At 63.5% G+C, this 20,058-nt stretch carries 19 protein-coding genes; 13 read left to right on the forward strand and 6 right to left on the reverse strand.

The genetic code is table 11. The features are described from left to right. Positions 1–49 precede the first annotated feature (49 nt). The 4 genes from SH412_RS01020 to SH412_RS01035 all read left to right on the forward strand — a co-directional run bounded on the left by SH412_RS01020 (position 50) and on the right by SH412_RS01035 (position 1,658). Positions 50–325 carry a hypothetical protein gene (locus SH412_RS01020; protein WP_336521642.1) on the forward strand — a complete coding sequence of 92 codons (276 nt, stop codon included), beginning with the start codon at positions 50–52 and terminating at the stop codon, positions 323–325. Positions 326–344: 19 nt separating this feature from the next. Next, on the forward strand, positions 345–776 hold the full coding sequence (locus SH412_RS01025; protein ID WP_336521643.1) for a hypothetical protein: 432 nt from the start codon (positions 345–347) through the stop codon (positions 774–776). A gap of 103 nt (positions 777–879) precedes the next feature. Beyond that, entirely contained in the window at positions 880–1,398 is a 519-nt protein-coding gene (locus SH412_RS01030; protein WP_336521644.1) for a phage holin family protein, read from the forward strand. 56 nt (positions 1,399–1,454) lie between these two features. Beyond that, a complete protein-coding gene (locus tag SH412_RS01035; RefSeq protein WP_336521645.1) occupies positions 1,455–1,658 on the forward strand; it encodes a hypothetical protein in 204 nt (67 codons plus the stop codon). A gap of 26 nt (positions 1,659–1,684) precedes the next feature. Here the strand turns inward: SH412_RS01035 and SH412_RS01040 are convergent, their stop codons facing one another. Next, positions 1,685–3,241 (reverse strand): sigma-54-dependent transcriptional regulator, encoded by a 1,557-nt coding sequence (locus SH412_RS01040; protein ID WP_336521646.1) that lies wholly within the window; start codon positions 3,239–3,241, stop codon positions 1,685–1,687. An 836-nt stretch (positions 3,242–4,077) separates the two neighbouring features. On the opposite strand from SH412_RS01040, the gene SH412_RS01045 reads away from it, so the two are divergent. The 3 genes from SH412_RS01045 to SH412_RS01055 all read left to right on the forward strand — a co-directional run bounded on the left by SH412_RS01045 (position 4,078) and on the right by SH412_RS01055 (position 5,545). Further along, positions 4,078–4,551: a PA2169 family four-helix-bundle protein gene (locus SH412_RS01045; RefSeq protein ID WP_336521647.1), complete on the forward strand. Its 474-nt coding sequence runs from the start codon at positions 4,078–4,080 to the stop codon at positions 4,549–4,551. Positions 4,552–4,689: 138 nt separating this feature from the next. Beyond that, the gene (locus SH412_RS01050) at positions 4,690–5,178 is read left to right on the forward strand and encodes a PRC-barrel domain-containing protein (protein ID WP_336521648.1); all 489 of its coding nucleotides are present in this window, start codon (positions 4,690–4,692) and stop codon (positions 5,176–5,178) included. Positions 5,179–5,341: 163 nt separating this feature from the next. Continuing rightward, the gene (locus SH412_RS01055; RefSeq protein ID WP_336521649.1) at positions 5,342–5,545 is read left to right on the forward strand and encodes a hypothetical protein; all 204 of its coding nucleotides are present in this window, start codon (positions 5,342–5,344) and stop codon (positions 5,543–5,545) included. A 162-nt stretch (positions 5,546–5,707) separates the two neighbouring features. Here SH412_RS01055 and SH412_RS01060 read toward each other — a convergent pair whose 3' ends face one another. Beyond that, positions 5,708–7,474, reverse strand: coding sequence for an HAD family hydrolase (locus SH412_RS01060; RefSeq protein ID WP_336521650.1), 1,767 nt, complete (start codon positions 7,472–7,474; stop codon positions 5,708–5,710). Between the two features lie 487 nt (positions 7,475–7,961). Next, on the reverse strand, positions 7,962–8,297 hold the full coding sequence (locus tag SH412_RS01065; protein WP_336521651.1) for an HPr family phosphocarrier protein: 336 nt from the start codon (positions 8,295–8,297) through the stop codon (positions 7,962–7,964). A 273-nt stretch (positions 8,298–8,570) separates the two neighbouring features. Here SH412_RS01065 and SH412_RS01070 point away from each other — a divergent pair, with 273 nt between their 5' ends. The 3 genes from SH412_RS01070 to SH412_RS01080 all read left to right on the forward strand — a co-directional run bounded on the left by SH412_RS01070 (position 8,571) and on the right by SH412_RS01080 (position 11,299). Then, positions 8,571–9,560, forward strand: a complete 990-nt coding sequence (locus tag SH412_RS01070) for a GTPase (RefSeq protein WP_336521652.1) — start codon at positions 8,571–8,573, stop codon at positions 9,558–9,560. Positions 9,561–9,598: 38 nt separating this feature from the next. Next, complete coding sequence (locus SH412_RS01075) at positions 9,599–10,474, forward strand: rhomboid family intramembrane serine protease (protein WP_336521653.1); 876 nt, start codon at positions 9,599–9,601, stop codon at positions 10,472–10,474. A 102-nt stretch (positions 10,475–10,576) separates the two neighbouring features. Then, positions 10,577–11,299 (forward strand): hypothetical protein, encoded by a 723-nt coding sequence (locus SH412_RS01080; RefSeq protein ID WP_336521654.1) that lies wholly within the window; start codon positions 10,577–10,579, stop codon positions 11,297–11,299. Between the two features lie 10 nt (positions 11,300–11,309). On the opposite strand, the gene SH412_RS01085 is transcribed toward SH412_RS01080, so the two are convergent. Next, positions 11,310–12,287 (reverse strand): hypothetical protein, encoded by a 978-nt coding sequence (locus SH412_RS01085; protein ID WP_336521655.1) that lies wholly within the window; start codon positions 12,285–12,287, stop codon positions 11,310–11,312. 161 nt (positions 12,288–12,448) lie between these two features. Here SH412_RS01085 and SH412_RS01090 point away from each other — a divergent pair, with 161 nt between their 5' ends. The 3 genes from SH412_RS01090 to SH412_RS01100 all read left to right on the forward strand — a co-directional run bounded on the left by SH412_RS01090 (position 12,449) and on the right by SH412_RS01100 (position 16,015). After that, positions 12,449–13,654 carry a hypothetical protein gene (locus tag SH412_RS01090; RefSeq protein WP_336521656.1) on the forward strand — a complete coding sequence of 402 codons (1,206 nt, stop codon included), beginning with the start codon at positions 12,449–12,451 and terminating at the stop codon, positions 13,652–13,654. A gap of 170 nt (positions 13,655–13,824) precedes the next feature. Then, entirely contained in the window at positions 13,825–14,604 is a 780-nt protein-coding gene (locus SH412_RS01095) for a hypothetical protein (protein WP_336521657.1), read from the forward strand. Between the two features lie 52 nt (positions 14,605–14,656). Next, positions 14,657–16,015 carry a hypothetical protein gene (locus tag SH412_RS01100; RefSeq protein WP_336521658.1) on the forward strand — a complete coding sequence of 453 codons (1,359 nt, stop codon included), beginning with the start codon at positions 14,657–14,659 and terminating at the stop codon, positions 16,013–16,015. Positions 16,016–16,079: 64 nt separating this feature from the next. On the opposite strand, the gene SH412_RS01105 is transcribed toward SH412_RS01100, so the two are convergent. Further along, a complete protein-coding gene (locus tag SH412_RS01105) occupies positions 16,080–18,605 on the reverse strand; it encodes an excinuclease ABC subunit UvrA (RefSeq protein WP_336521659.1) in 2,526 nt (841 codons plus the stop codon). A gap of 72 nt (positions 18,606–18,677) precedes the next feature. Continuing rightward, positions 18,678–19,970: a hypothetical protein gene (locus tag SH412_RS01110; RefSeq protein WP_336521660.1), complete on the reverse strand. Its 1,293-nt coding sequence runs from the start codon at positions 19,968–19,970 to the stop codon at positions 18,678–18,680. Positions 19,971–20,058: the final 88 nt, after the last annotated feature.

A 20,058-nucleotide genomic window follows, 5' to 3' on the forward strand; every position in this document is an offset into this window, starting at 1 on the left:
ACGGTTCGCACCAACAAACAGGAATGAAACGATGAATCCTGTACGGCAAATGAGCAGGTCGTTGAACGGTCGCATCGGCGAAGGCGTCGAGACTTTGCGACATCGTGCGGCTGAAATTCCGCGCCAGATGACCGAGTGCGTTGAGGAGCACCCCACGACGTCGGTGCTCGCCGCGTTCGGGGTCGGATTGATCGCCGGCGTCGGAATCGTCGCGTTGTATTGTCAAACCCAGCGACAACCCGAGACCTATGAATCTCTGGTGCAGCGAGTGACCGACACATTGCGCAATTCGCTGCCGCAACCGATGAGCGTCTTCCGCTCCTGAACGGAATTGAGTGGAAAACATGCCGAACCCCACGACTGCTCCGGCCGACGGCGAACGACTGCAATTGCGAATGCAGCGAATCCGGAATCGGATGCACGCCAGAGTCGACGGATTGCGGCTTGATGCCGAAAGCCTGTTCGACTGGCGATATTACGTCTGTCGATTTCCGCTCAGCAGCCTGCTGTCGGCAGCGGTCGTGGGGTTCTGGCTGACTCCGGGTCGGCTCGTCGCACGGACCGTCAAACTCGATGACGGGACGATCGACAATCTGATTGATCGGGGGGCATTTCGTATGGAGCCGAGTCCGGCGGGGTCGGGGGCCGCGTGGTGGGGGCCGCTCAGGTCGATCGTCGGCACTATTCTGACCCGGGCGGCGCTGGCTCACGTGGAACGCGTGCTGAGCCGCCAGCATCATCCGGTCGTTGCGCCGCAGGAGGAGTCCGTGCGATGATTCAACTTCGGGAGCACCCATCGAAGAATCAGGCATCAGAGCCGCGCGGCGGATCGGCTTCGCATCGCGATCTCTGGACTCGATGTGAACAGGAGCTGGAGCAATGGGTCCGAACTCGACCGGGAATCGCGCTGGGACTGGCAGCGACCGCGGGGGCCGTACTCGCCTGGATGATCAAACGCCGGGTCTGAACGGGACTCATCGTTCGCAGACTGCGGGGCGGCCGCCGTTCGTCGCTCTGCTCGTCGACGGACTCAGACTTGTCGATCTTCAGATACAGCTCCTGTCGCTCGACGTTCGAGAGTTCTGGCAACCTGCGTGGCGAGCAGTGTTACTGCTGGTCGCGGGTTCCACGGCGCTGATCGCCGCCTTGCCAGTCGCACTATTCGGAGTCGCGGAGACTTTGCGCTCCAGTTGGTCATTCTCTATCGAGTTTTCGCTGCTGGCGGTTTCGAGTGTTGCGCTCGTCGCCTCGGGAGTGCTCATCCTGTGGAGCGCCCGTCGACTGGCCGCCGCGGCAGCGCCGCTGAAGCGTTCCGCCGATGAATTGCGAGAAAATCTGAGCTGGATGCGCTCCGTCCTGGAAGAAGACCAGGAGGAGTGGAGATTGCGAACACGTTAGTCGGCGCATGGCGCGGCGCGTCAGGCCGATCATGAATTCCTGTCAGGAGTCAGATCATGGCGACCCACACAGCAGAAGCGAATCGAAGTCCTGCACGCGAGCAAGGCCGTCGCAATTCTCTGGACACGTCGGGCGACCGTCGACCGTTCGAGGATCTGGTCAACTATGCCAGAGAATATGCGCGGGAGCAGCCTGAGATGGCGGCGCTGTGGTGCCTGGGAATCGGGTTTGTACTCGGCTGGAAACTGAAGCCCTGGTAAACCGCGGTTGATCGACAATCGGTCTGTCAGCCCGCCTGGGATGCCGATTCGGCGTTTTCGGGCTCGGGTTTGATCGTGACGTTTGTTCCCAGAGTGATCTTGAAGGAAAGGATCCGGTCGCGGACTTTGCCGCGCGTGATGCCCAGGATCGCGGCCGCCTTCGACTGATTGCCGTTGGCGGCTTTGAGAACGCATGTAAAGAGCTTCCGTTCGACGAACTCCAGCACTTCCGCATACAGGTCGTCGGTCCCGCTCGCCAACCGTTCCTCGATAAAACGACCGACATCGCATTCCGCCAGTTCCGGAGTCTTGAAGTTCGAGTGAGCCGCGGTGATCGTCGGTCCGTTGGGCGGCTGACACGCCGGCTCGGCCGGGTTGCTGGCGATGGGGTGTTCCGGCAGTTCGCCGCGGATTGGGGCAGGCAAGAACTCGGGCACGATCACCGGGCTGGAGGCTTTGAGCACGGCCTGCTGCAGAACGCTCTGAAGCTCGCGAATATTTCCCGGCCAACTGTAGTTCTGCAGCAGTTCGAGGGCCTCCGGGGAGATGCCTTCGATGTCTGCTTTGTCCAGCTCGTTTCGAAATCGCGCCAGGAAGTACTCCAGCAGGATCGGGATATCGCTGGCGCGCTCGCGCAGCGGCGGCAAATGGATCGTGACGACGTTCAGGCGATAGAACAGATCGCTGCGGAACCGCTCATCGGCAACCATCTCTTCCAACGGACGATTCGTCGCCGCGATGATCCGGACGTCGGTGCTGATCGTTTCGTTCCCGCCGACGCGCTCGAATCGCTGCTCCTGCAGCAGCCGCAGGATCTTGCCCTGGACCAGCGGAGACATGTCTCCGACTTCATCGAGCAGCAGCGTCCCGCCGTCGCACTGTTCGAATCGGCCCGCCCGGCGACGGTTGGCGCTCGTAAACGCCCCCCGTTCGTGCCCGAACAGCTCCGACTCCAGCAGGGCGTCGGGCAATGCCGCGCAATTGACGGCTGCAAACGGACGTTCTGACCGGTCGCTGAACTGCCACAATGCTCGGGCGACAAGCTCCTTGCCGGTGCCGCTTTCGCCGCGAATCAGGACTGTCACTGACTGCTTCGCGACTCGGCCGATTTCCTTGAAGACTTCCAGCATCTGCGGACTGCGGCCGACGAACAGCTCGCTCGTGTCGCCGGGCTGCTGGAGGTCGTGAATTCCGACGGCGGTGGGAGCATCGCCCAGCCGCCGGGAGTCGAGAGCTCTCGTCACCACGTCGACCAGCCGTTCGGCGTTCAAGGGTTTGACGAGATAGTCGGAGGCCCCGAGTTGCATCGCTTCGATGACCGACTGGCCGTCGGCGTCTGCAGTGATCACGATGACGGGGAGTCGGCGATCGATCTCGCGAATTCGTTGAAAGACCTTTGGCCCCGATGCCTGCAGCAGCAGAATGTCGAGCAGTACGACATCGGGACGCAAGAGTTCACATTGTTGCAGCCCTTCAATCCCGGTCGAGGCCGACTCGACCGAGATGCCCAGCTTCTCCAGCAACCGGCTCACGATCAAAACACTGCTGCGATCGTCGTCGATGACCAGCACGGTTGAGCGCAATTGGTATCCACCTTTCGAGATCAGTCGACGCCGGATTTCGAACACCTGCAATCCACGGTTCGATGCACCGGTTGTCTTGCTGCGAGAAGCTCTGGCCGCCGCATCCTTGGAAACACGCTGATTTTCCCGGAAAGGCCGCCTGCCGCCCCGACGTCAGGCCAGGATTCCGGAAGAATCGACAACGAGGCTGTTGAAGGTGCGTCGCTCGCCGATGGCCAATCAAGTTCGAACACGGTCGAACGGACGGAAGCTGCCGAAGTGCATTCAATCTCAGGGATTCCGGTCGGTCAATCCTATTCGTCAACGGGTTGGCGTGGCATGGACAATTGCTCAAAGGCTCCGCGAATTCGCAGAATCGCAACACCGCGCAATTCTGCGGGAGGCCGTCTCCGGATTGCGACAATGACAGCTCGCGACATGATGTCCAGCGGAGGCGGCCCTGATCGAGAGTGCCACGCAATTGGCGGACTCGTGCTGCCTGTCGCAGTTCGATTCGCAGCGCCGCGTTTCGCCGCGATCATTCGTCAAATCGAATGTGATCGCAGTCAGGTCCTCAGGCATTGACACTGGCATCAATCTCACGCTGGCGCCGCGGGACGCAGGCGCACGCCGGAGCATTGAGCAGGGAGAGGAACTCGGGCGCTCGATCACGAACCAGTCTGGAAGATCCACGAGCATTCTTGACGAACGAGCGTGAAGTCTTCGATTTCCGAGGATGACTTGAGCAAGATTCCAGGAGCGGCGGCACCGATCTTGCGTCGGTGAGGGATGAGTTCGTCGACGATCAGTCGTCGTCGACGAGAGCGAATCCCGTTGTACAAGTGGAGGACAGTTCGATGACGCTGGAAACACAGCAGTCGCTTTCGACAGAGCTGGTCAGTGCGCTGCAGGATCTCATTCAGGCGAACATCGACAGCCGCGACGGATATCGGCAGGCGGCCCAGGGGCTCGAAGATCTGACATTGCAGAGCGCGTTCGAGCAGATCGCGGAAGATCGCGATCGTCAGGCAGACGATCTGGCGCGGTTCGTCTCGTGGTCGGGCGAAACGCCTCGGCGATCGGGGTCGGTTGCCGCGATCGTCTACAGAGCCTGGTCGAGCATCCGCGAGTTGCTCTCGACGGACGACCGCTATGCCATGCTCTGCGAAGCGGAGCGCGGTGAAGACGCGATCCGAAACGCGTATGAAGACGCGCTGAATCGCTCCGTCGGCAGTGCCGCCAATGAGATTCTGGTCCGGCACTATGCCGCGGTCTGCAATACGCACGATCGCATCCGCGACTTGCGCGACGCATGCCAGTCATGCGGCTGAGATCGTCTCGCGCCTGGCGGCCCGCGAAAAACTCGGCCGACAAGTTGTCGCCCGGTCCCGCGCGCCGAACCTGAGCCGGTTCCCGCTGATGCAGCAAGCCGGAACCGGACAACTTCCCGAACTGCCTGGAGAACTCGAATGTTTCGCACAGCACTTCTGACCGTTGCGGCGCTTTGCCTGATTTCCGGATGGCATGCCGTTGCTCAGAACGAGACGAAATCGCCGGCCGCAACAGTGGCGCCTGAAGTGAAAGTGAGCCAGCGGGCGAGTGAGATCATCGGCATGAAAGTCAAGAACGACGCCGGCAAGGATCTCGGGACTGTCGACGACATCGTGCTCGACGTCCGCCAGGGCGACGCGTTGTATTTTGCCGTGTCATACGGCGGTGTACTGGGCTTCGGCGACAAACTGTTCGCCATCCCGATGAAGTCGTTCGAGTGGAAGCAGAATGACGATCGAACCAACTACCTCGTCCTGAATCTTTCCGAGCAGATGCTCAAGGATGCTCCCGGGTTCGACAAGAATCACTGGCCGAACTTCGCCACCGACGCGCAATGGCGGCAGAAGGTCGATACGTACTATCGCGTCGAGAAAGTGACCGGACGACGCCAGCCTGCGACGAACTGATTCACCGGCATCGATGTTGAAACTGTATCAGCTTTCGGCCCGTCCGTTCCCCCGCATCGATATGCGGGAGAACGGACCGGAGCCGTGTCTGCGAATTGGGGCCGGCGGCCAGGACGCACTTCGTTTCTGATTTCTTTGAGTATCGAACGGAAAGGCTGCGAACATGTTCGAGCGAGACTTCTGGCTGGTGATTGGTCATGTTGCTTCGTTGCTGGCCGGCGGAATTCAGTGCGAGACGCGGAGGCCTCCGGCGCCGGCGACCGCGTTGCCGGTTGAAGTTGCGGCCGTCCCGCTGGCCGTGGCGAGCGGCACGGACAGCCTGCAGCTCAGCGTCATAATCTCGGCGCCTGAAGCGGACCGTCGCTGAAACAGGCGCGGTAAAAAACTCCATCGGCGACGCCGTCAGGAGACGCTGGAAAGCTCTCGTGGATGGCGCCGCCGATGTGCCGTTGAGTCCGAGCCGGTCGAGATTGCCTTCGGCTGCTCTGCGGTTCACAACTCGAAGAGTCAGGATTGGCGAGAGTCTGCGCTATTCCTCCGCCTCGGCATTTGCCGTCAGGTCCTTGTCTTCAGACAGCCGCGACCTGTCGATCGGCAGTGTGTAGTAGTGCTCGACGGACTTTCGCATCAGGCTTCGAGTCGTTTCCGCCGACGCCTCGGCGAGCGATTCAATCGCCCGCGCCTCGCCGGCGAGCACGTCGTCCTTGATGCAGCGCCGAAACCATTCCGAGTAGTCGCCCGACCGCAGGTGGTGAAGCCAGGTGTCATCATCGACGCCGTCCGACAACTGCAGGAACAGCATGAGATTCTGGGCGCGCAGATTGAGTTTGCCGGCGGGGCCCTTGAAGTAGAAGCTGCGGTCCGGCGGCAGCTCCCCTTCGGCATATTTTCGGATATGCCGCTTTCGTTCTACGGCATTCGGTGCGACGCGGACGTAGAGCGGGTCCGATCCGGCCGAACGGGACCAGACGACGACCTGCCCTGATTCCTGCTTCCCGCCGGGCAATGTTGGAGGTTGGATCTTTTGGGTCCGGCAATAGGTGCGCAGGGTCTTGTCGGGAGATGCGCCGACTGCGATGACCGTTCCGACGGAAGACAGGACCTGGGAGTTGACCTGGTCCGGGTTGACGGTGATGAACACCGCCCGCCCCAAATCCTTCGCAAACGCAGTTGCCAGATCCCAGGCGGGTGGAAGCAAGTGGTGGGCTTCATCCACGATCAGCCAGTGGGGTCGCCCGGATTGTTCCCGCAGCTCCAGAAGCTGCGGCATCAACTTCGAAAAGAACGCAGGGCGATCGGAGAGCCGCAGGCCGATCAGGTTCACGACCACGTTCTGATCGGGTTGAGCGAGGACTTGCAGCACCTCCCTGACGCTCGGGCCGTTGTCCGCCGTGCCGACCGTGATGGCGAACGAAAGGGAATCGTAGTCGCCTTCCGGGTCAATGACGCAGAATTGGTAGTGCTGTTCGACGAGCCGCTCCAGCAGGCTGGTCGTGGTCGTTGACTTCCCGCTACCCGATGGACCAGCGATCAGGACGCCTGGACCAAAGGCCGGCAGTGTCGCTTCTCGACCTTGCGCGTCCAGGCCGATGATCAGCTCGCGGGCCAGCATCCGGGCTGAAATCGCGGCCAGGTCATCATTGACGATCTGATCAATCAACTCGGCGACACCCTCGCCATGATCTCCCTTCGTGACGAAATGCGCGCGGGCTTTGACGGCCGGCAGTGCGTTGGCGACAGCGACGGAACACTCGCAAAGACTGAGAAAGGCATGATCGTTTTCCGCGTCGCCCACGCCGACTGCTTCGTGCTGGGAGAGACCCATCTGCCGCAATGCCGCCAGGAAGCCGCTGGCCTTGTTGACTCCGGCGGGAAGCACCATGACGGCTCCCTTATTGAAGATCACCTGCAGATCCAGTCCGTGGTCCCGGATGGCGTCGAGGACCACCGTCTGGTTCGGCTCCCACGTCGCGACGATAACTCGCCCCACCGAGAACGGGGCGACGCCGCGCTGCCGCAGCGTCCTTACGAAGCTCTCCGGAGGCGGTTCGGCGAGCAGCTTCTCCTCGCGATCCGATCCGCGGTACAGGACGGCGCCATTCTCGGCGACGACCCATTCAAACAGATCGATCTCCGGGAAGATCTCCAGCAATTCGTCGAGTTCGCGGCCTGTCACGAGGACCAGCCGCCGTCCCGTGTCGACGAAGCGGCGGAGTGCCGCGATCATTTCCGGCGAGACGACGCCGTGATGGGCGATTGTGCCGTCGTAGTCGCAGGCAAGCACGAAGAAACGCATGCTGCGGTTCCTTGAACGCGACTGAACGGTCCGGCCTGTCCAGTTTCAGTTGCTCGCGCTCGCCGCCGACCGACCGGTGCACGGGACCGGCGGCAGGTTACAACGTTCCAGGAAAATACCATTAGAATCCGCTGCTGGATACTGCTAGGCGACTTTCGGATCGGGGGCTGCCGCACGGGATCACCGGCATCGGTTGTGGAGCAGTGAGTCGTTGGCTCGTCTCTTTTCCAGCAATCTGCTCCGGGAGAGAGCCAGTGTGAAGGCGTAATTCCTGGCGGGAGAAATTCTTAGGCCCCCCTCACCCCATCACAACGAAGTCGTAGAGAGAGGGGACAGGCGGCTCGCCTCGCAATCGCGGCCAGTGAATGCGATGATTTGCAGTGCCGCCAAAGAACCACTTGGAGCAGCTTGCAACGGCTCGCGTGATCATTGCCGCGTTCCGCAACATGCCACCCGCATTGCGACGCTCCAGTGCGGACCGCAGGGCTCAGTCCGCAGATTGTGGAACGGGGTGTCGCTCGGGGTCGAACAGATAAGAACTCATCGCTACGTCGATCTCTTCCACCTCGATCAGGCGTCGGATGTGGTTGACCGCAGCGACCGCGTCGGGGCCGGTCCCTTCGATCGTGAGCAAGGATTCCTGCGGAGCGGCGAGGAGCACCAAGTCGAGCAGCAGCTTGGCGTTCGCGCGACGATCTTCATACAGAACTTTCAGGTCAGCCTGGTACGTGCAGGCTGCGGTCCAGACGCTGATCAGCGGCAGCAGTCTCAGGCCTTCAGAATGTCGAACGATCGCGTGTTCTCGACGGAAACAGGCATTCATGGCGCAGATCCTCGGCGGAGATGGTTTGCCGGGCAGCCAGTTCTTGCAGCGAGCGCTGCGAACTCTGCCCACACAGCGTCCTAACGCAAATGGCATGCCTGCCGAGGCAGTGCGACGCGTGCGCAGGCCGGCTCATTCAGGCGCGGGCGCGGTTTGCGGCGCAAGGCGGCTGACTGGCGTTCGCCCAGGAATCGCCCCGCCCCTGACCTCGTGGGTACGAATCGCTATGATGCTTCCGAGTCGATCCTCTCCGCGTATCATAGAATTTGCCCGATGCCCGCCAATCTGACGCCGCAGTACCAGAGAGCCGAAGAAGAATATCGCAAGGCCCAGACTGCTCCGGAGCGGCTCGAAATCCTCGAACGGATGCTGCAGCTCATTCCCAAGCATAAGGGAACGGAGAAGCTGCAGGCCGATCTCAAGTCGAAGCTCAAGGAAACCCGCGAGGAGCTGCAGACTGAAAAGTCCGCCCCGAAGGGGGGGAAGGTCTACAAGTTTCCGCGGCAGGGAGCGGCGCAGATCGTGATCATCGGCGGCCCCAATGCGGGCAAGAGCCGGATTCTTAAAGAGCTGACCAAGGCGGAGCCCGAAGTCGCCCCCTATCCGTTCACGACCCGGGAACCGCTCCCCGGTATGATGACCTGGGAAGATGTCGCGGTCCAACTCGTTGACACGCCGCCGATGACCGACAGCCAATGCGAACCCTACCTGTTGAACTTCGTTCGGACCGCCGATCTGGTCGTGCTGGCTTTCGACGGCAGTTCGGATGATGCTCCGGAGCAGACGTCCGCAGTCCTGGAACAACTTCAGCAGCGCAAGACGCGCCTGGCGGCTTTGACGGCGTTCGATGAAGACGACTTCTCGATTCTGCAGGTGCGGACGCTCATGGTCGCCACTCGCGGTGCGGATGCCGGGTTGCAGGACCGGCTGGAATTCTTTCGCGAGATGACCGGCTCGACATTGCCGGTCTTCGCCACGGACCTGGACGATCCCGGCCAGCGCGAAACACTTCGCAATCGTCTCTTTGCAGCGCTGGACCTGATTCGGCTCTATACCAAAGCGCCCGGCAAGCCGGCGGACTATTCCTCGCCATTTACGCTGCCGGTCGGTGGGACCGTCGAAGACCTGGCGGCAAAGGTCCATCGCGACCTCGCTGAGAAGCTGAAGTTTGCCAAGGTCTGGCGAGCCGGCGCCGGAGATGGGCAGAGTGTGGGACGCGACTACGTGCTCGCGGACAAAGACCTGGTGGAATTGCACTCTTAAAACCTGCATCCCGGATGGTGCAGGCGGGACTCCGCAGCATGCGCAAGATTGGCGAGATCGTAGACGGCGCTGCCGCGGAACGCTTTGCAGACTTCCTGCGCGGCGACGGTATCGTCTGCTCGCTCGACCAGACTGATTCTGGCTGGGCCGTCTGGATTCAGGACGAAGATCGTCTCGACGTCGCACGCCAATCGCTGAAGGACTTCCAGGCGTCCCCGGACGACGAGCGATTCACGGCGGGCGCTCGCAAAGGGCGGGAGGTTCTCCGTCAGAAATACCAGGAGCAGAAGTCCGCACGGCGACGTGTAATTCAGGTGCGGGAAACGTGGTCGCAACCCTCCGCCGACCGCTGCCCGCTGACATTCGGCCTGATCGCCGCCAGCGTGCTGGCGTTTGCCTTCACGTATCTGAGCAAAGATCAGGAGATCCTGAAGAGGTTGCTGATTTCGCCGGACGGTTCGTGGAACCTGATTCTGCACGGCGAAGTCTGGCGGCTGGTGACGCCGATCGTGATCCATTTCGGCTGGATGCACATCCTCTTCAATCTGCTCTGGCTGAAAGATTTCGGCCTGCAGTTGGAGTCGCGACTGGGAACGTTGCGTTTCCTGGGCCTGGTTCTGGCGATTGCGGTCACTTCCAATGCCGCCCAGTTCTGGACGTCCGGACCATTCTTCGGCGGGATGTCGGGCGTGAACTACGGGCTGTTCGGCTACCTGTGGCTCCGCAGCCGGTTCGAACCGGAATCAGGGTTTTACATTTCGCCCAACGCCGTCGTGATGCTCGGCGTGTGGTTCCTCATCTGTTTGACGGGCGCGGTCGGTGGCGTGGCCAACACGGCCCATGCCGTGGGGCTGGCGGCCGGTTGCAGCCTGGCATTCGCCGGCTATCTCATCCGGGGCGGCGCTCGCGGATAGTCTGCCAGATTTCCGTAAACTGCGGGAAACGTGACCGCGGGCCATTTCACGGCCTCCCGGATCCTCGATCTTTCGGGTCAGTGGGTTTTGGCAAAACGGGGGGTGTCTGCGGAACTCAGCGGAAATCTGCATCAGGGGGTCTGCGCCACGACGATGCAGGCATCCGGGGGCGATGTCATGATGAGTTGGCGGCGAGCGGCAGTATTGGTCGTCGGGATCTGCGGACCGCTATCCGGCTGTGCCTTTTATCGTCCCTACGAAGTCGTGCGAGTCTGGGGCGACTGGAACACCGAGCGGCAGCTCAACTTCCAGGTCGAGAACTTCAATCATCTCCCCCTGAAGCCCGTTCGGGTCCGATTGGCCAAGTGGGCCTATAACCCGGGCGCGGCCGGGACGCCGGTCCCTCCCCGGTCCGGATCCCCTGCGACGACGATCGTACCGGCCGATGCCCTGCCGCCTCCGCCGCCCGTGCCTCCGATGGAGGATCCGACCGGAATGGGGATTCCGCAGGAGCGGCCCACTCCGTCCCCCCCGACGCCGAATCCCCCGCCGCCCGTCGGGAGCGCCGGGCAGGATTCGCTCGACCTGGCCCGGCCGCCGCGGCTGCCAGCATCAAAAGCCCCGCGCGGAGCGGAGGTGCTCCCGAATCGGCCGGGTAAGATTCCGTACGAAGATCCCGAAGACGACGGCGGCGACCTCGGTCCGACGGCGCAACGGAATTCTCCGGAGATCGTCACTTCGGTCTATCAGTCGGCCGCGCCGAAGCTCGTTCCCCGACCGGAGCCGAGACCGTCCAGTTCCGCCGCCTGGCTGTTCTCCCATTGATTTCGCGGGCCTATTTCCCCGGCGGTTTGGCCGCCGCCGGTGTGTTGGCCTGCTGGATCTGATCGAGATACTGCCGGGTGATGTCTTGCGGCGCCACGTCGTCCGGCGGTACGAACAGGAATTGCTGCTCTTTGACGGGACCGCCCAGGACCACATCGCGGAACTCCAGGCTCACCAGCGGACCGAGTCCTTTGCCGTCCGCTGCCTGTTTCAGATACAGCAGCCGTGCGGGAAACTGCGTTTCACGATCGAAATACACGCGGACTTCGTCGGGAGCATACGTCGGTAACTGGCCCTTGCCATCCCGGGGCCAGCGAGCCGAGAACTCCGGCCTCCAGACTCCGCGCAGGACGACGAGCGGCCGATCATTGACCGTTTCCTCGCGAAGCTGTGTGAAGGTCATCGTTCGTTCCAGGGATGACAGGAGCGCCGGCAGTCCGCCGAGCCCGAGTTCGGCCAGGAGCACGCTGTCCGGAACGGATTTTGACGTTGTCACGGCCTTCAGGATTTGCCGGACATCCCGACGGGTCACGCGGCGGGAATCCGGCAAGTCCAGGCGACTCCAGAGCACGTCGCCGTCGCAGACTTCCAGGAGCCCCCCGGAGGCGCCCCCCGCAATCTGTACTTTGAACTCCAGCCGCAGCTTCAGCCCGGCTCCGACGTAATTCCCTTCAATCTGGAAGCGGCGGTCGCCAATCGCGACTTGCTCGACCAGATTGGCCTGGATCGACGTATGTTGAACGAGCGCTTCGTGCGCCTTCCGAAGGTAGTCCAGACCGGCCGCGGCGGCCGCCGGATCTGGCGGAGCAATTTTTCCTTCGGCGGGATTCGATTCCGGCGGAGTCTGCGCGGCGGTCAGGAAAGGGACGGTTCCGCCTCCCAGAGCCGCCAGGCTTCCCAAAGCCAGCAGTCCGATGATCAGCCGGTTGTGCGGGATGCGCCGACTTTGCCAAATTGACGGAAAATGACGGATTTTCCAAAGGTGCAAGGCCCAACCTTCCGAAAAGAGAAAGGACCAAAGTGCCACAGTCGGCATCGGGCGTACGCCCGGTGTGTCGGAAACCCCGGCACACAGAGGTGTCTCCGATCCCGGCATTGTAGCTGGAAACGGGCGCACAGGTCGACAGGATTTCGAGTGCGGAACTCGGAGTGAGCAGGACCATAGACCACCAGTTTCCAGGGATGGACCGGGAAACGCATCTGTTTCCGAGAGGGGTCGCGATGAAGTACTACTTCCTGGCGTTGGGCACCGCCGTCGTCGTGTGCGTCGGCTGCGCCATGGACGGCAACCAATTGACCAACAAGGGCGAGTATCATGCGCCTCCGGCCGCCATGATGCAGCGTCCCGGTCCGATGGTCGATGGTCCCGGTCCTGGCGTCATGCCAATGCTGGCGCCGCCTCCCATGCGGCAGTTTGCCTCCAGCAGCACGCAAGTGCGGTTTGTCGGCCCCGACGGCATGCACGTCGGCTGGCAGATTCCGGACGGCTATGCCGAGAATCAGCTCGTTTCGCCGGCCCGCTACAACTTCATGCAGGGGGCGACTTACCGCCTGAAGCTGACAAACGTGCCGGGGCGTGAAGGTCTGGTCCTTTACCCGACCCTGATGATCTACCCGGCTCATCCGAACACCGACGCCTACCTGTCGCACAACAGCGTGCCGCTGCAGTTGACGGTGGAAGACCTTGACCAGGTCGAGAGCAACAACTTCGTCACCAAGGTGATCTACCTGCCGGACGCCAAGTTCCAGGAACTGGCGATCGCCAACGTCGAGACGCTGGTGTCGACCCGCCTTGACCCGGGCGTCGACCCGGTCCAGGAAGCCGACAAACGCGGCACGATCATGGCGGTCCTCCGCATGGGCAACATGGACCTCGAAATGCCGGGCGCCGACGGCAACCCGCAGGCCGCTTACGGTCCGGGCGGAATGCGTCAGGTCTCCTACAACGTCCTCGACGGCGAAGCGGGCGAACATGCGCCGCCACTGCCGATCGGCCCGGCGGGCGGACCGAATAACGTGCCGGGAGCCATGATGGTCGCCGGCAGCGGAATGCCCGGTCAGCCGGTCGCCGGAATGAACATGCCGATGTGGGGCCAGCCGATCACCGGCACCCCGATCGGCCTGCCCGGCCCGACGCACCTCCCCTATGGCGGACCGGCCGGATTGCAGACCCACACCGTCCGCAATCGGACTCGGCAGGACCTGCCCAAGCCGACTCGTGACATGCTGATTGACGTCCGGCACGAACCGGGCCTGAGCCTGCCGCCAGCCGTCAACTACATCGAGTACACGGAGAAACACCCGGTTTACTCGCCCGGCGAACTCTCCTACCCGGCCAATCAGGGGCCGCGTTAAGGTGACGCAAGTCGGTGAATAATGCGAACTGCTGGGGGTCGGGCGATCATCGTCCGCCCCCAGCAACGTATCTGGTGAGACGAGAGTCCAGAGCCGAGAGCCGGAAAGAATCCTCTCCTGCCACTGACTACGGACAACGGACCACTGACCCCTCTCAAAGGACTTCCGCCGTGGCCTGGCGCGTCATTTCACTGTCCGGCCTTGTGATGCTGCTGGGGGCGGCCTGCGGCCCGGCCGTCGCCCTCGCCCAGCAGACCCGCCCTGCCGAGGGACGGCACTTCCCGCTCAATCAGTACACCCCCCCCGGCGTCGCCGCCGAGTGGGCGGTTGGCGCGGGGCACGCCACTCCCGGCTGGTTCCAGCCGGTCCGCGTCACGCTGCCCACGACCGGGCGCGTGACATACTTCGATCTCTCGCCGGATCGGCCCGTCACGATCGAAGCGCCGGCCCAGGCTGCGCTGCTCGTCGGGCGGATGTATCGTTTCTGTCTTTCCGACCTGCCCGAGTTTCCCGGCGCCGACTTCTGGCCGTCGATCGAACTGATCGACCGACTGCATCCCCCCGCAGGCCAGGTGGATCGCTTCCCGGTCGCCTTCGAGTTCACTGAAGAAGAACTGGAGATGGCGGCGGCGGGGCGGCTGGTCACCAAAGTGATCTACCTCGAACAGCCGGACCGCGTGCCGCTGGCGAATCTCGGTAACGGCCCGCGGATTACCGACGTCGAGCCCTCCCGGAACGTGCTGGCCGAAGCGGATCTGCTCGGCCGGCCGGTTGCGATTGTCAGGCTCGGCGGTCGGACGCCCGATCGACGTGCACCGGACCCGCAGTTCTTCGGGGCCGGCAATCCGGTCCGCCTGCGTGTGGATTCTCCGGCTGCCGGCGAGACCGTCATGACACCCCGGCGACCGCTCCCTCCGAACATCGCCGTCAGCGGGTTGGCAGTCGAGTGAATTTCCTGAGACGGGGCAATATGTGCTTCGCCCTCAATTTGTGAGAGCGGTTATGACGCGGCAACGAAACCTGGTCGAAACGTGGTTGTCAGCAGTTCCCCTCGCGGCGATTCGCCGCGGCCTGGGAAGCGCCTGTTGTGCAACGCTGGTTCTGACCACGTGCGCGTCGTGCGTCTCGCTCCCCGGCATGACGAAGCGGGAGGCCGCGGATGACCGCGCCCTGCAATCTGTCCTGGATGCCGAGCAACCAGCTCAGGTTGCGGCAGAACCGGAAGGTATCATTCGACTGCACAAGCCCGCCGCCAGGCCGGCGTCTGGAATCGAGCGAGTCGGCTACGAAACCGAAGCCCGCGCAGCGGGTCTGGAGTCCGTTTCGGGGCCCGATCCCCGCTGGCCGTCGGCCGATTGTCCCGAACCCGGTCCGGAATGCCCAGACTGCTTTCCGCGGGCGCCCGGATTCACGGCGATGGATGTCGCCATTCGCGAAATGCCGAAGCATTTTCCCGACGAATATCTGTGCGACGGCGGCGACCGCGACTATCCCGTGCACTACGATTCGACCTCGCGGCTGGGTCTGGACACCGAAGACACAGTCGCGGAATACGTCGAGCATACCGGCAAGAATCGCGTCAAAGCAGCGACTCGAGCCTGCATCTACGCCCCGCGGTTTGCCGCCGTCCGTACGATCAGCCTTCCTCACGAAGAGCAGATGATTACCGACGTCGCGGGACTGCGGAATGCGACGGGCGGATCCGGATTGCACTCGAAGCTGGGCATCACGGAGAAGACGAAACGCGACAGCGTCGGCAATGTTCGCGTCCGATCGCGAGCGGGCGGGCTGGAGAGCGAGATGGTTCCCGACGCCGTCGAAACGCTCGCCGCTCCCGCGATTCACGACAAACTGCTCAACACGTTCCAGGACCTGGCCTTCGTGCGATCGGGGACGTTCGAGCAGACCGACGCCGCTCGACTGCAGCTCGGCCTGAACTCCGCGCTCGTCTGGAGCCGGGAACAGAATCCGATCATCGTCGCCAAGATCGACGTGCCGACCGAAGGGCTGCAGACGGTCACTTCCTCCTGTCTGACCGTCATCGACGACCTCCCTTCCCATCAGCCGGGTAAGCTGCGGGTGGTGAAGCTGGCCGACAAGAAGGCAGCGGAACCGGGTGATGTGATCACCTTCACAATCCGCTACGACAACGAGGGGCCGCGGGAAGTGCATCACGTCCGGATCGTCGACAACCTGACTCCCCGGCTGGAATTCATCCCCGACAGCGCAACTTCCGACCACCCCGGCGAATTGCTGACCGAAGACAACGGCGAGGGAAGCGTGGTCCTGGTCTGGGAACTGGATGAAACGCTCCCCGCGAAAAAGGGTGGCGTCGTGACGTTCCAATGCCGGGTGCGGTAGTAGAGTTGAGAGTTGAGAGTTGAGAGTTGAGAGTTGAGACGGCTGACGTAGCCCTCTGGCTCAATCAGAACTCGAGTTTCTCCGGGGAAAGGGCCGTTGTTTGAAGCTTGCCGGCCTTCGCGTCCCCGGTTAGTTCGAGTACCAGATCGGCGGCGAAGAGCAGCTCCGGAGTGTGGTCGATGAGGACCACCGAGTGGCCGATCGCCACCAGATCCTGCAGGCAGCGGACCAGCGCCGGCACATCGAGCGGGTGCAGCCCGCGCGCAGGCTGATCGCAGAGAAATAAACTGCGCCCCTGGGTGCCGCTGGCTAACCGCGACGCCAGTTTGAGTCGCTGTGCCTCGCCGCCGGACAACGTCGCCGCAGGCTGTCCCAGCACCAGATAGCCCAGCCCGGCCGTTTTGAGCCACTGGAATTTCTGCTGCAGCCGCGACTGGCTCCGGAAGAACGTCGCGGCCTCCTCGACGGTCATCTCCAGGACATCCGCGATCGATCGGCCGCGGTATTTGACCTCAATTGCCTCCCGTCGAAAGCGACGTCCCTGGCATTCCGGGCAGACGGAGGTCACTTCGGCCAGGAACTCCAGATCGAGTTTCAGGACGCCGGTCCCCCGGCACTGGCGGCAACGACCGCCGTCGGCCGTCTGCCAACTGAAATACCGCGCGGTCCAGCCGCGCTGCTTTGCTTCGGCGGTTTCGGCGAAGACGTCGCGGATCTCGTCGAAGGCCCCCAGCCAGGTGACAGGCGTGGCCCGCGGCGAGCGACTGAGGGGCGTTTGATCGACGACTTCCAGCGCTGCCAGGGAAAGCCGCTCCGGCGCTTCGCCATCGCCGGAGATTTCACACAGATCCGCGGACCCGTAACCGGGGAGTTGCCGGATCAGCCACTCGGTTTTCCCGCTGCCGCAAGCCCCGGTCACCACGGCCAGGACTCCCAGTGGAACTCGCAGTCCCGGTTGTGGCACGCCGTGGATCGTCAGGTGGGGCGCGGTCAGCCAGCCAGTCGGCCGGCGGCGTCGAGAGGCGGGCTCCGACACAATTCGGGTCCGTTCCTCCAGCGCCCGGGCCAGGGCCGTGGAGGGCGTCGCGAACAAGGCCGCCGGCGTCCCCTGAAAGACCAGGCGACCTCCCGCAGCGCCGGGGCCAGGTCCCAGTTCCACGGCATGGTCGGCGGCGGAGACGAATTCGAGAACGTGGTCGACGGCGATGACGCTGTTCCGCCGGGTCAGCAGTTCTCGCACCCCGGCCAGCAGGTACTTCAGGTCCGCCGGCTGGCACGTCGCGGTCGGTTCGTCGAGCAGAACGAGCGTCCCCGTGAGCTTTGGCCCCAGCAGCGACATCCAGCGCAATCGCTGCCGTTCTCCTTCTGCCAGACTCCCGATTCGGCGATCGAGCGGCAGCGAGGAGAGTCCCAGCAGCTCCAGCATTCTCAGGCGATGAGTCAGCTCGTCGAGGGTCGGCCGGACGAGCGTGAGTTGCGAGTCGCCGAGCGATGGCCGGGCATCCTCAACGGCAGTCAGCAGATCCGCGGTCGAAAGCGCCAGCCAGTCCGCAAGGGAGACGCTTCCCCACCGAACTGCAAGTGCTTCGTCACGCAGTCCGCTTCCAGAGCAGGCCGTGCAAGGCAGCGTGTCGCTTTCGGCGACCACGCCCGCACCTCCACAACGGGGGCACGCGCCGGCGGTCTGCCAGAAGCGAAACAGTCGTGGCTCCAGCGCCGGGAGCGACCGATTGCACGAGCCGCACGTCCAACCGGGGGGGATTCGAAGGCTCCACCACGGCTGGCCGTCGATGTCGATGGACTGCGCGCCCGGTAACAACGCCTCGACCGACGGTTCGCCGGCAACCAGCAGTCGGCAGCCGCGCGACGATGCGTGGAAGGCCGCCTCGCTGCTTTCCAGCAGCCGTGATTCCGGGGAAGCCCCGACCGTCAGGCGATCGAGCACCACAATCCCGGCGTCCGGCAGCGACTCAGTTCCGACTGAAAGTGGGCGGGTTACGCTGTCGGCAATGATCCGCCGGTAACCCATCCGCACCAGATCGTCGACTGATCCCAGCCATTCCGCCGCGGGATCGGCGACCCAGTCGAACGCAACTTGCAGTCTGAGCCCGTCGGGCAATTGGCAAACGAGATCCAGAACGACGGCCGGCGTGCCTGGGCGAACCGGGTGGCCGCAGGTCGGGCAATAGACCTGACCCAGGCGGGAAAACCAGACTCCCAACAACTCGTGAATCTCGGTCACGCTGGCGACGGTGCCGCGCAGCCATTGTCGCGGAGGGATGTCGTCCGACGCGATGAACAGCGTGGGGGGAATCCCCGCCAGGCGGTCGGCTTCAGGCCGTTCGATGCGCTCCAACTGCTGTCGTAGTGACGGAGACAGCGTTTCCAGGAAGCGGCGACGACCTTCGGCCAGCAGGGTATCCCGCACCAGGCTGCTCTTCCCGGAACCGCTGACGCCCGTGATTGCGACGAATTGCCCGAGCGGCAGATCGAGGTCGATCTGCCGCAGATTGTGAACGCGCACGCCGCGCAGGGCGATATGCCGCGTTGATTCGGAGCGTGGCGGCGGCGATTCCAAGGAGGCTTCCATGCCGAGATCATCGTCGGTCCGACAAAGTTGGACAACTCCGCACGGCAGTTCGAAGTCGCCTGAAGTCCGCAATCAGTCGCCGGCTGCTGCACGGCGTCGCGACGTAAGCCCTTCCAGACCCAGCACGGCGAGCAGAACGAGCACGGGGACGAGCGGAGCGCGCATCCGGGCGTCGGTCCAGTAGAAGAGGTGGACCGACTGGATGGTGACCAGCACTAGCAGCAGCGGGAGCCATCGTTGAACGTTCCCGGTCAGGAAGACCCGCATCAAGCCCGCCCCCGCGAGGAGGAACAAGATCAGATAGAATCCCGCCGCTGCGCGCGACAACCAGACACGCGAACCTGTGGCCTGTCCCTGCGGGGCCAGGCGCCAGAGGCTGCGAATCCGGTATCCCATCGAGTCCCGGAACGCTCGCGGGTGCTCGCGGATATAGTTCCAGGCCCAGCGGGACTGGAGCCGGTCTTCGGCCACCTCGCCGGCAGACGGACCGAGTTCGGTGTGGATGGCAGCCGCCAGATCGGTCTGCCAGGACTGAAGACTTTCGCCCGGCCACGCAATGTCCGCCGACTGCGAGACAACATCTCGGTAGAAGACCGGGTTGTTCGCCAGCAGCAGTGTGTATCCGCCATGTGTCGTCGTCAGCAGGGGGATGCCGAACACCATTTGATTTCGCAGCGCCCACGGCGCCACGACGACAGCCGCGGCCACGACGCCGGCCCACGGCAATCGCAGGCACGCGGCGCGGAGGGCGCCTGCGCGAATCCCGCCGGCCAGTCGCCAGATCCAGATCAGCGCATAGAGGCCGGCCAGCGGCCACAAGGTCGGCCGGCACAGCACTGCCAGACCGAACAGCACCCCGGTCAGCGAGTCGCCGCGCCAGCCGGTGGAAGGTCGAATTGCGCTGGCCAGCCACATCGCCACCAACCCCGCGAAGAGCGACTCCGTCATCGGTTGGCCGGCGTACTGCACCAGCAACGGATCAACGGCCGCCAGAAGTCCGGCGATGCGTTGCCAGCACCTCAGGCCGAGGCTGTCGGCCAGCAGCCAGACGCCAACGATGAGCAGTGTGGAGCCGATCGAATTGACCAGAAACACGGCCGCCGGCCAGGGGAAGACTGAGCCTGCGGCAGCCAGCAGCAATGGATACAGCGGCGGCCGGAACGCGGTCGGCGTCGTCGAGGCGGGGGAACTGTAGCCCTGCCCGCCGGCGATCTGGCGTGCGATTCCCAGATAGGCGTCCCGGTCGTGCGTCAGCTCCGTCGGCTGCAGAATGCCGAGGGCCGTTCGCAGCCCCAGCGCCACCAGCAGCACTGTCGCCAGGCCGATGCGGTCGACGGCATGCGGCACAGTTGCAGACACACTCATGCGTTCGCCCGCGGATGGGAAGCCGTTACGAAACATCCGAACGCTGTAACGCGCCGGTTGCGGGGACGCAATCGAAGGGAGTGATCCG

It is taken from the genome of Planctellipticum variicoloris, from assembly GCF_030622045.1.
GTDB lineage: Bacteria > Planctomycetota > Planctomycetia > Planctomycetales > Planctomycetaceae > Planctellipticum > Planctellipticum variicoloris.

Coding starts and splice junctions, on each gene's coding strand:
- SH412_RS01020 (WP_336521642.1), top strand. CDS start 50: ATGAGCAGGTCGTTGAACGGTCGCATCGGCGAAGGCGTCGAGACTTTG.
- SH412_RS01025 (WP_336521643.1), top strand. CDS start 345: ATGCCGAACCCCACGACTGCTCCGGCCGACGGCGAACGACTGCAATTG.
- SH412_RS01030 (WP_336521644.1), top strand. CDS start 880: ATGGGTCCGAACTCGACCGGGAATCGCGCTGGGACTGGCAGCGACCGC.
- SH412_RS01035 (WP_336521645.1), top strand. CDS start 1,455: ATGGCGACCCACACAGCAGAAGCGAATCGAAGTCCTGCACGCGAGCAA.
- SH412_RS01045 (WP_336521647.1), top strand. CDS start 4,078: ATGACGCTGGAAACACAGCAGTCGCTTTCGACAGAGCTGGTCAGTGCG.
- SH412_RS01050 (WP_336521648.1), top strand. CDS start 4,690: ATGTTTCGCACAGCACTTCTGACCGTTGCGGCGCTTTGCCTGATTTCC.
- SH412_RS01055 (WP_336521649.1), top strand. CDS start 5,342: ATGTTCGAGCGAGACTTCTGGCTGGTGATTGGTCATGTTGCTTCGTTG.
- SH412_RS01060 (WP_336521650.1), bottom strand. CDS start 7,474: ATGCGTTTCTTCGTGCTTGCCTGCGACTACGACGGCACAATCGCCCAT.
- SH412_RS01065 (WP_336521651.1), bottom strand. CDS start 8,297: ATGAATGCCTGTTTCCGTCGAGAACACGCGATCGTTCGACATTCTGAA.
- SH412_RS01070 (WP_336521652.1), top strand. CDS start 8,571: ATGCCCGCCAATCTGACGCCGCAGTACCAGAGAGCCGAAGAAGAATAT.
- SH412_RS01075 (WP_336521653.1), top strand. CDS start 9,599: ATGCGCAAGATTGGCGAGATCGTAGACGGCGCTGCCGCGGAACGCTTT.
- SH412_RS01100 (WP_336521658.1), top strand. CDS start 14,657: ATGACGCGGCAACGAAACCTGGTCGAAACGTGGTTGTCAGCAGTTCCC.
- SH412_RS01105 (WP_336521659.1), bottom strand. CDS start 18,605: ATGGAAGCCTCCTTGGAATCGCCGCCGCCACGCTCCGAATCAACGCGG.
- SH412_RS01110 (WP_336521660.1), bottom strand. CDS start 19,970: ATGAGTGTGTCTGCAACTGTGCCGCATGCCGTCGACCGCATCGGCCTG.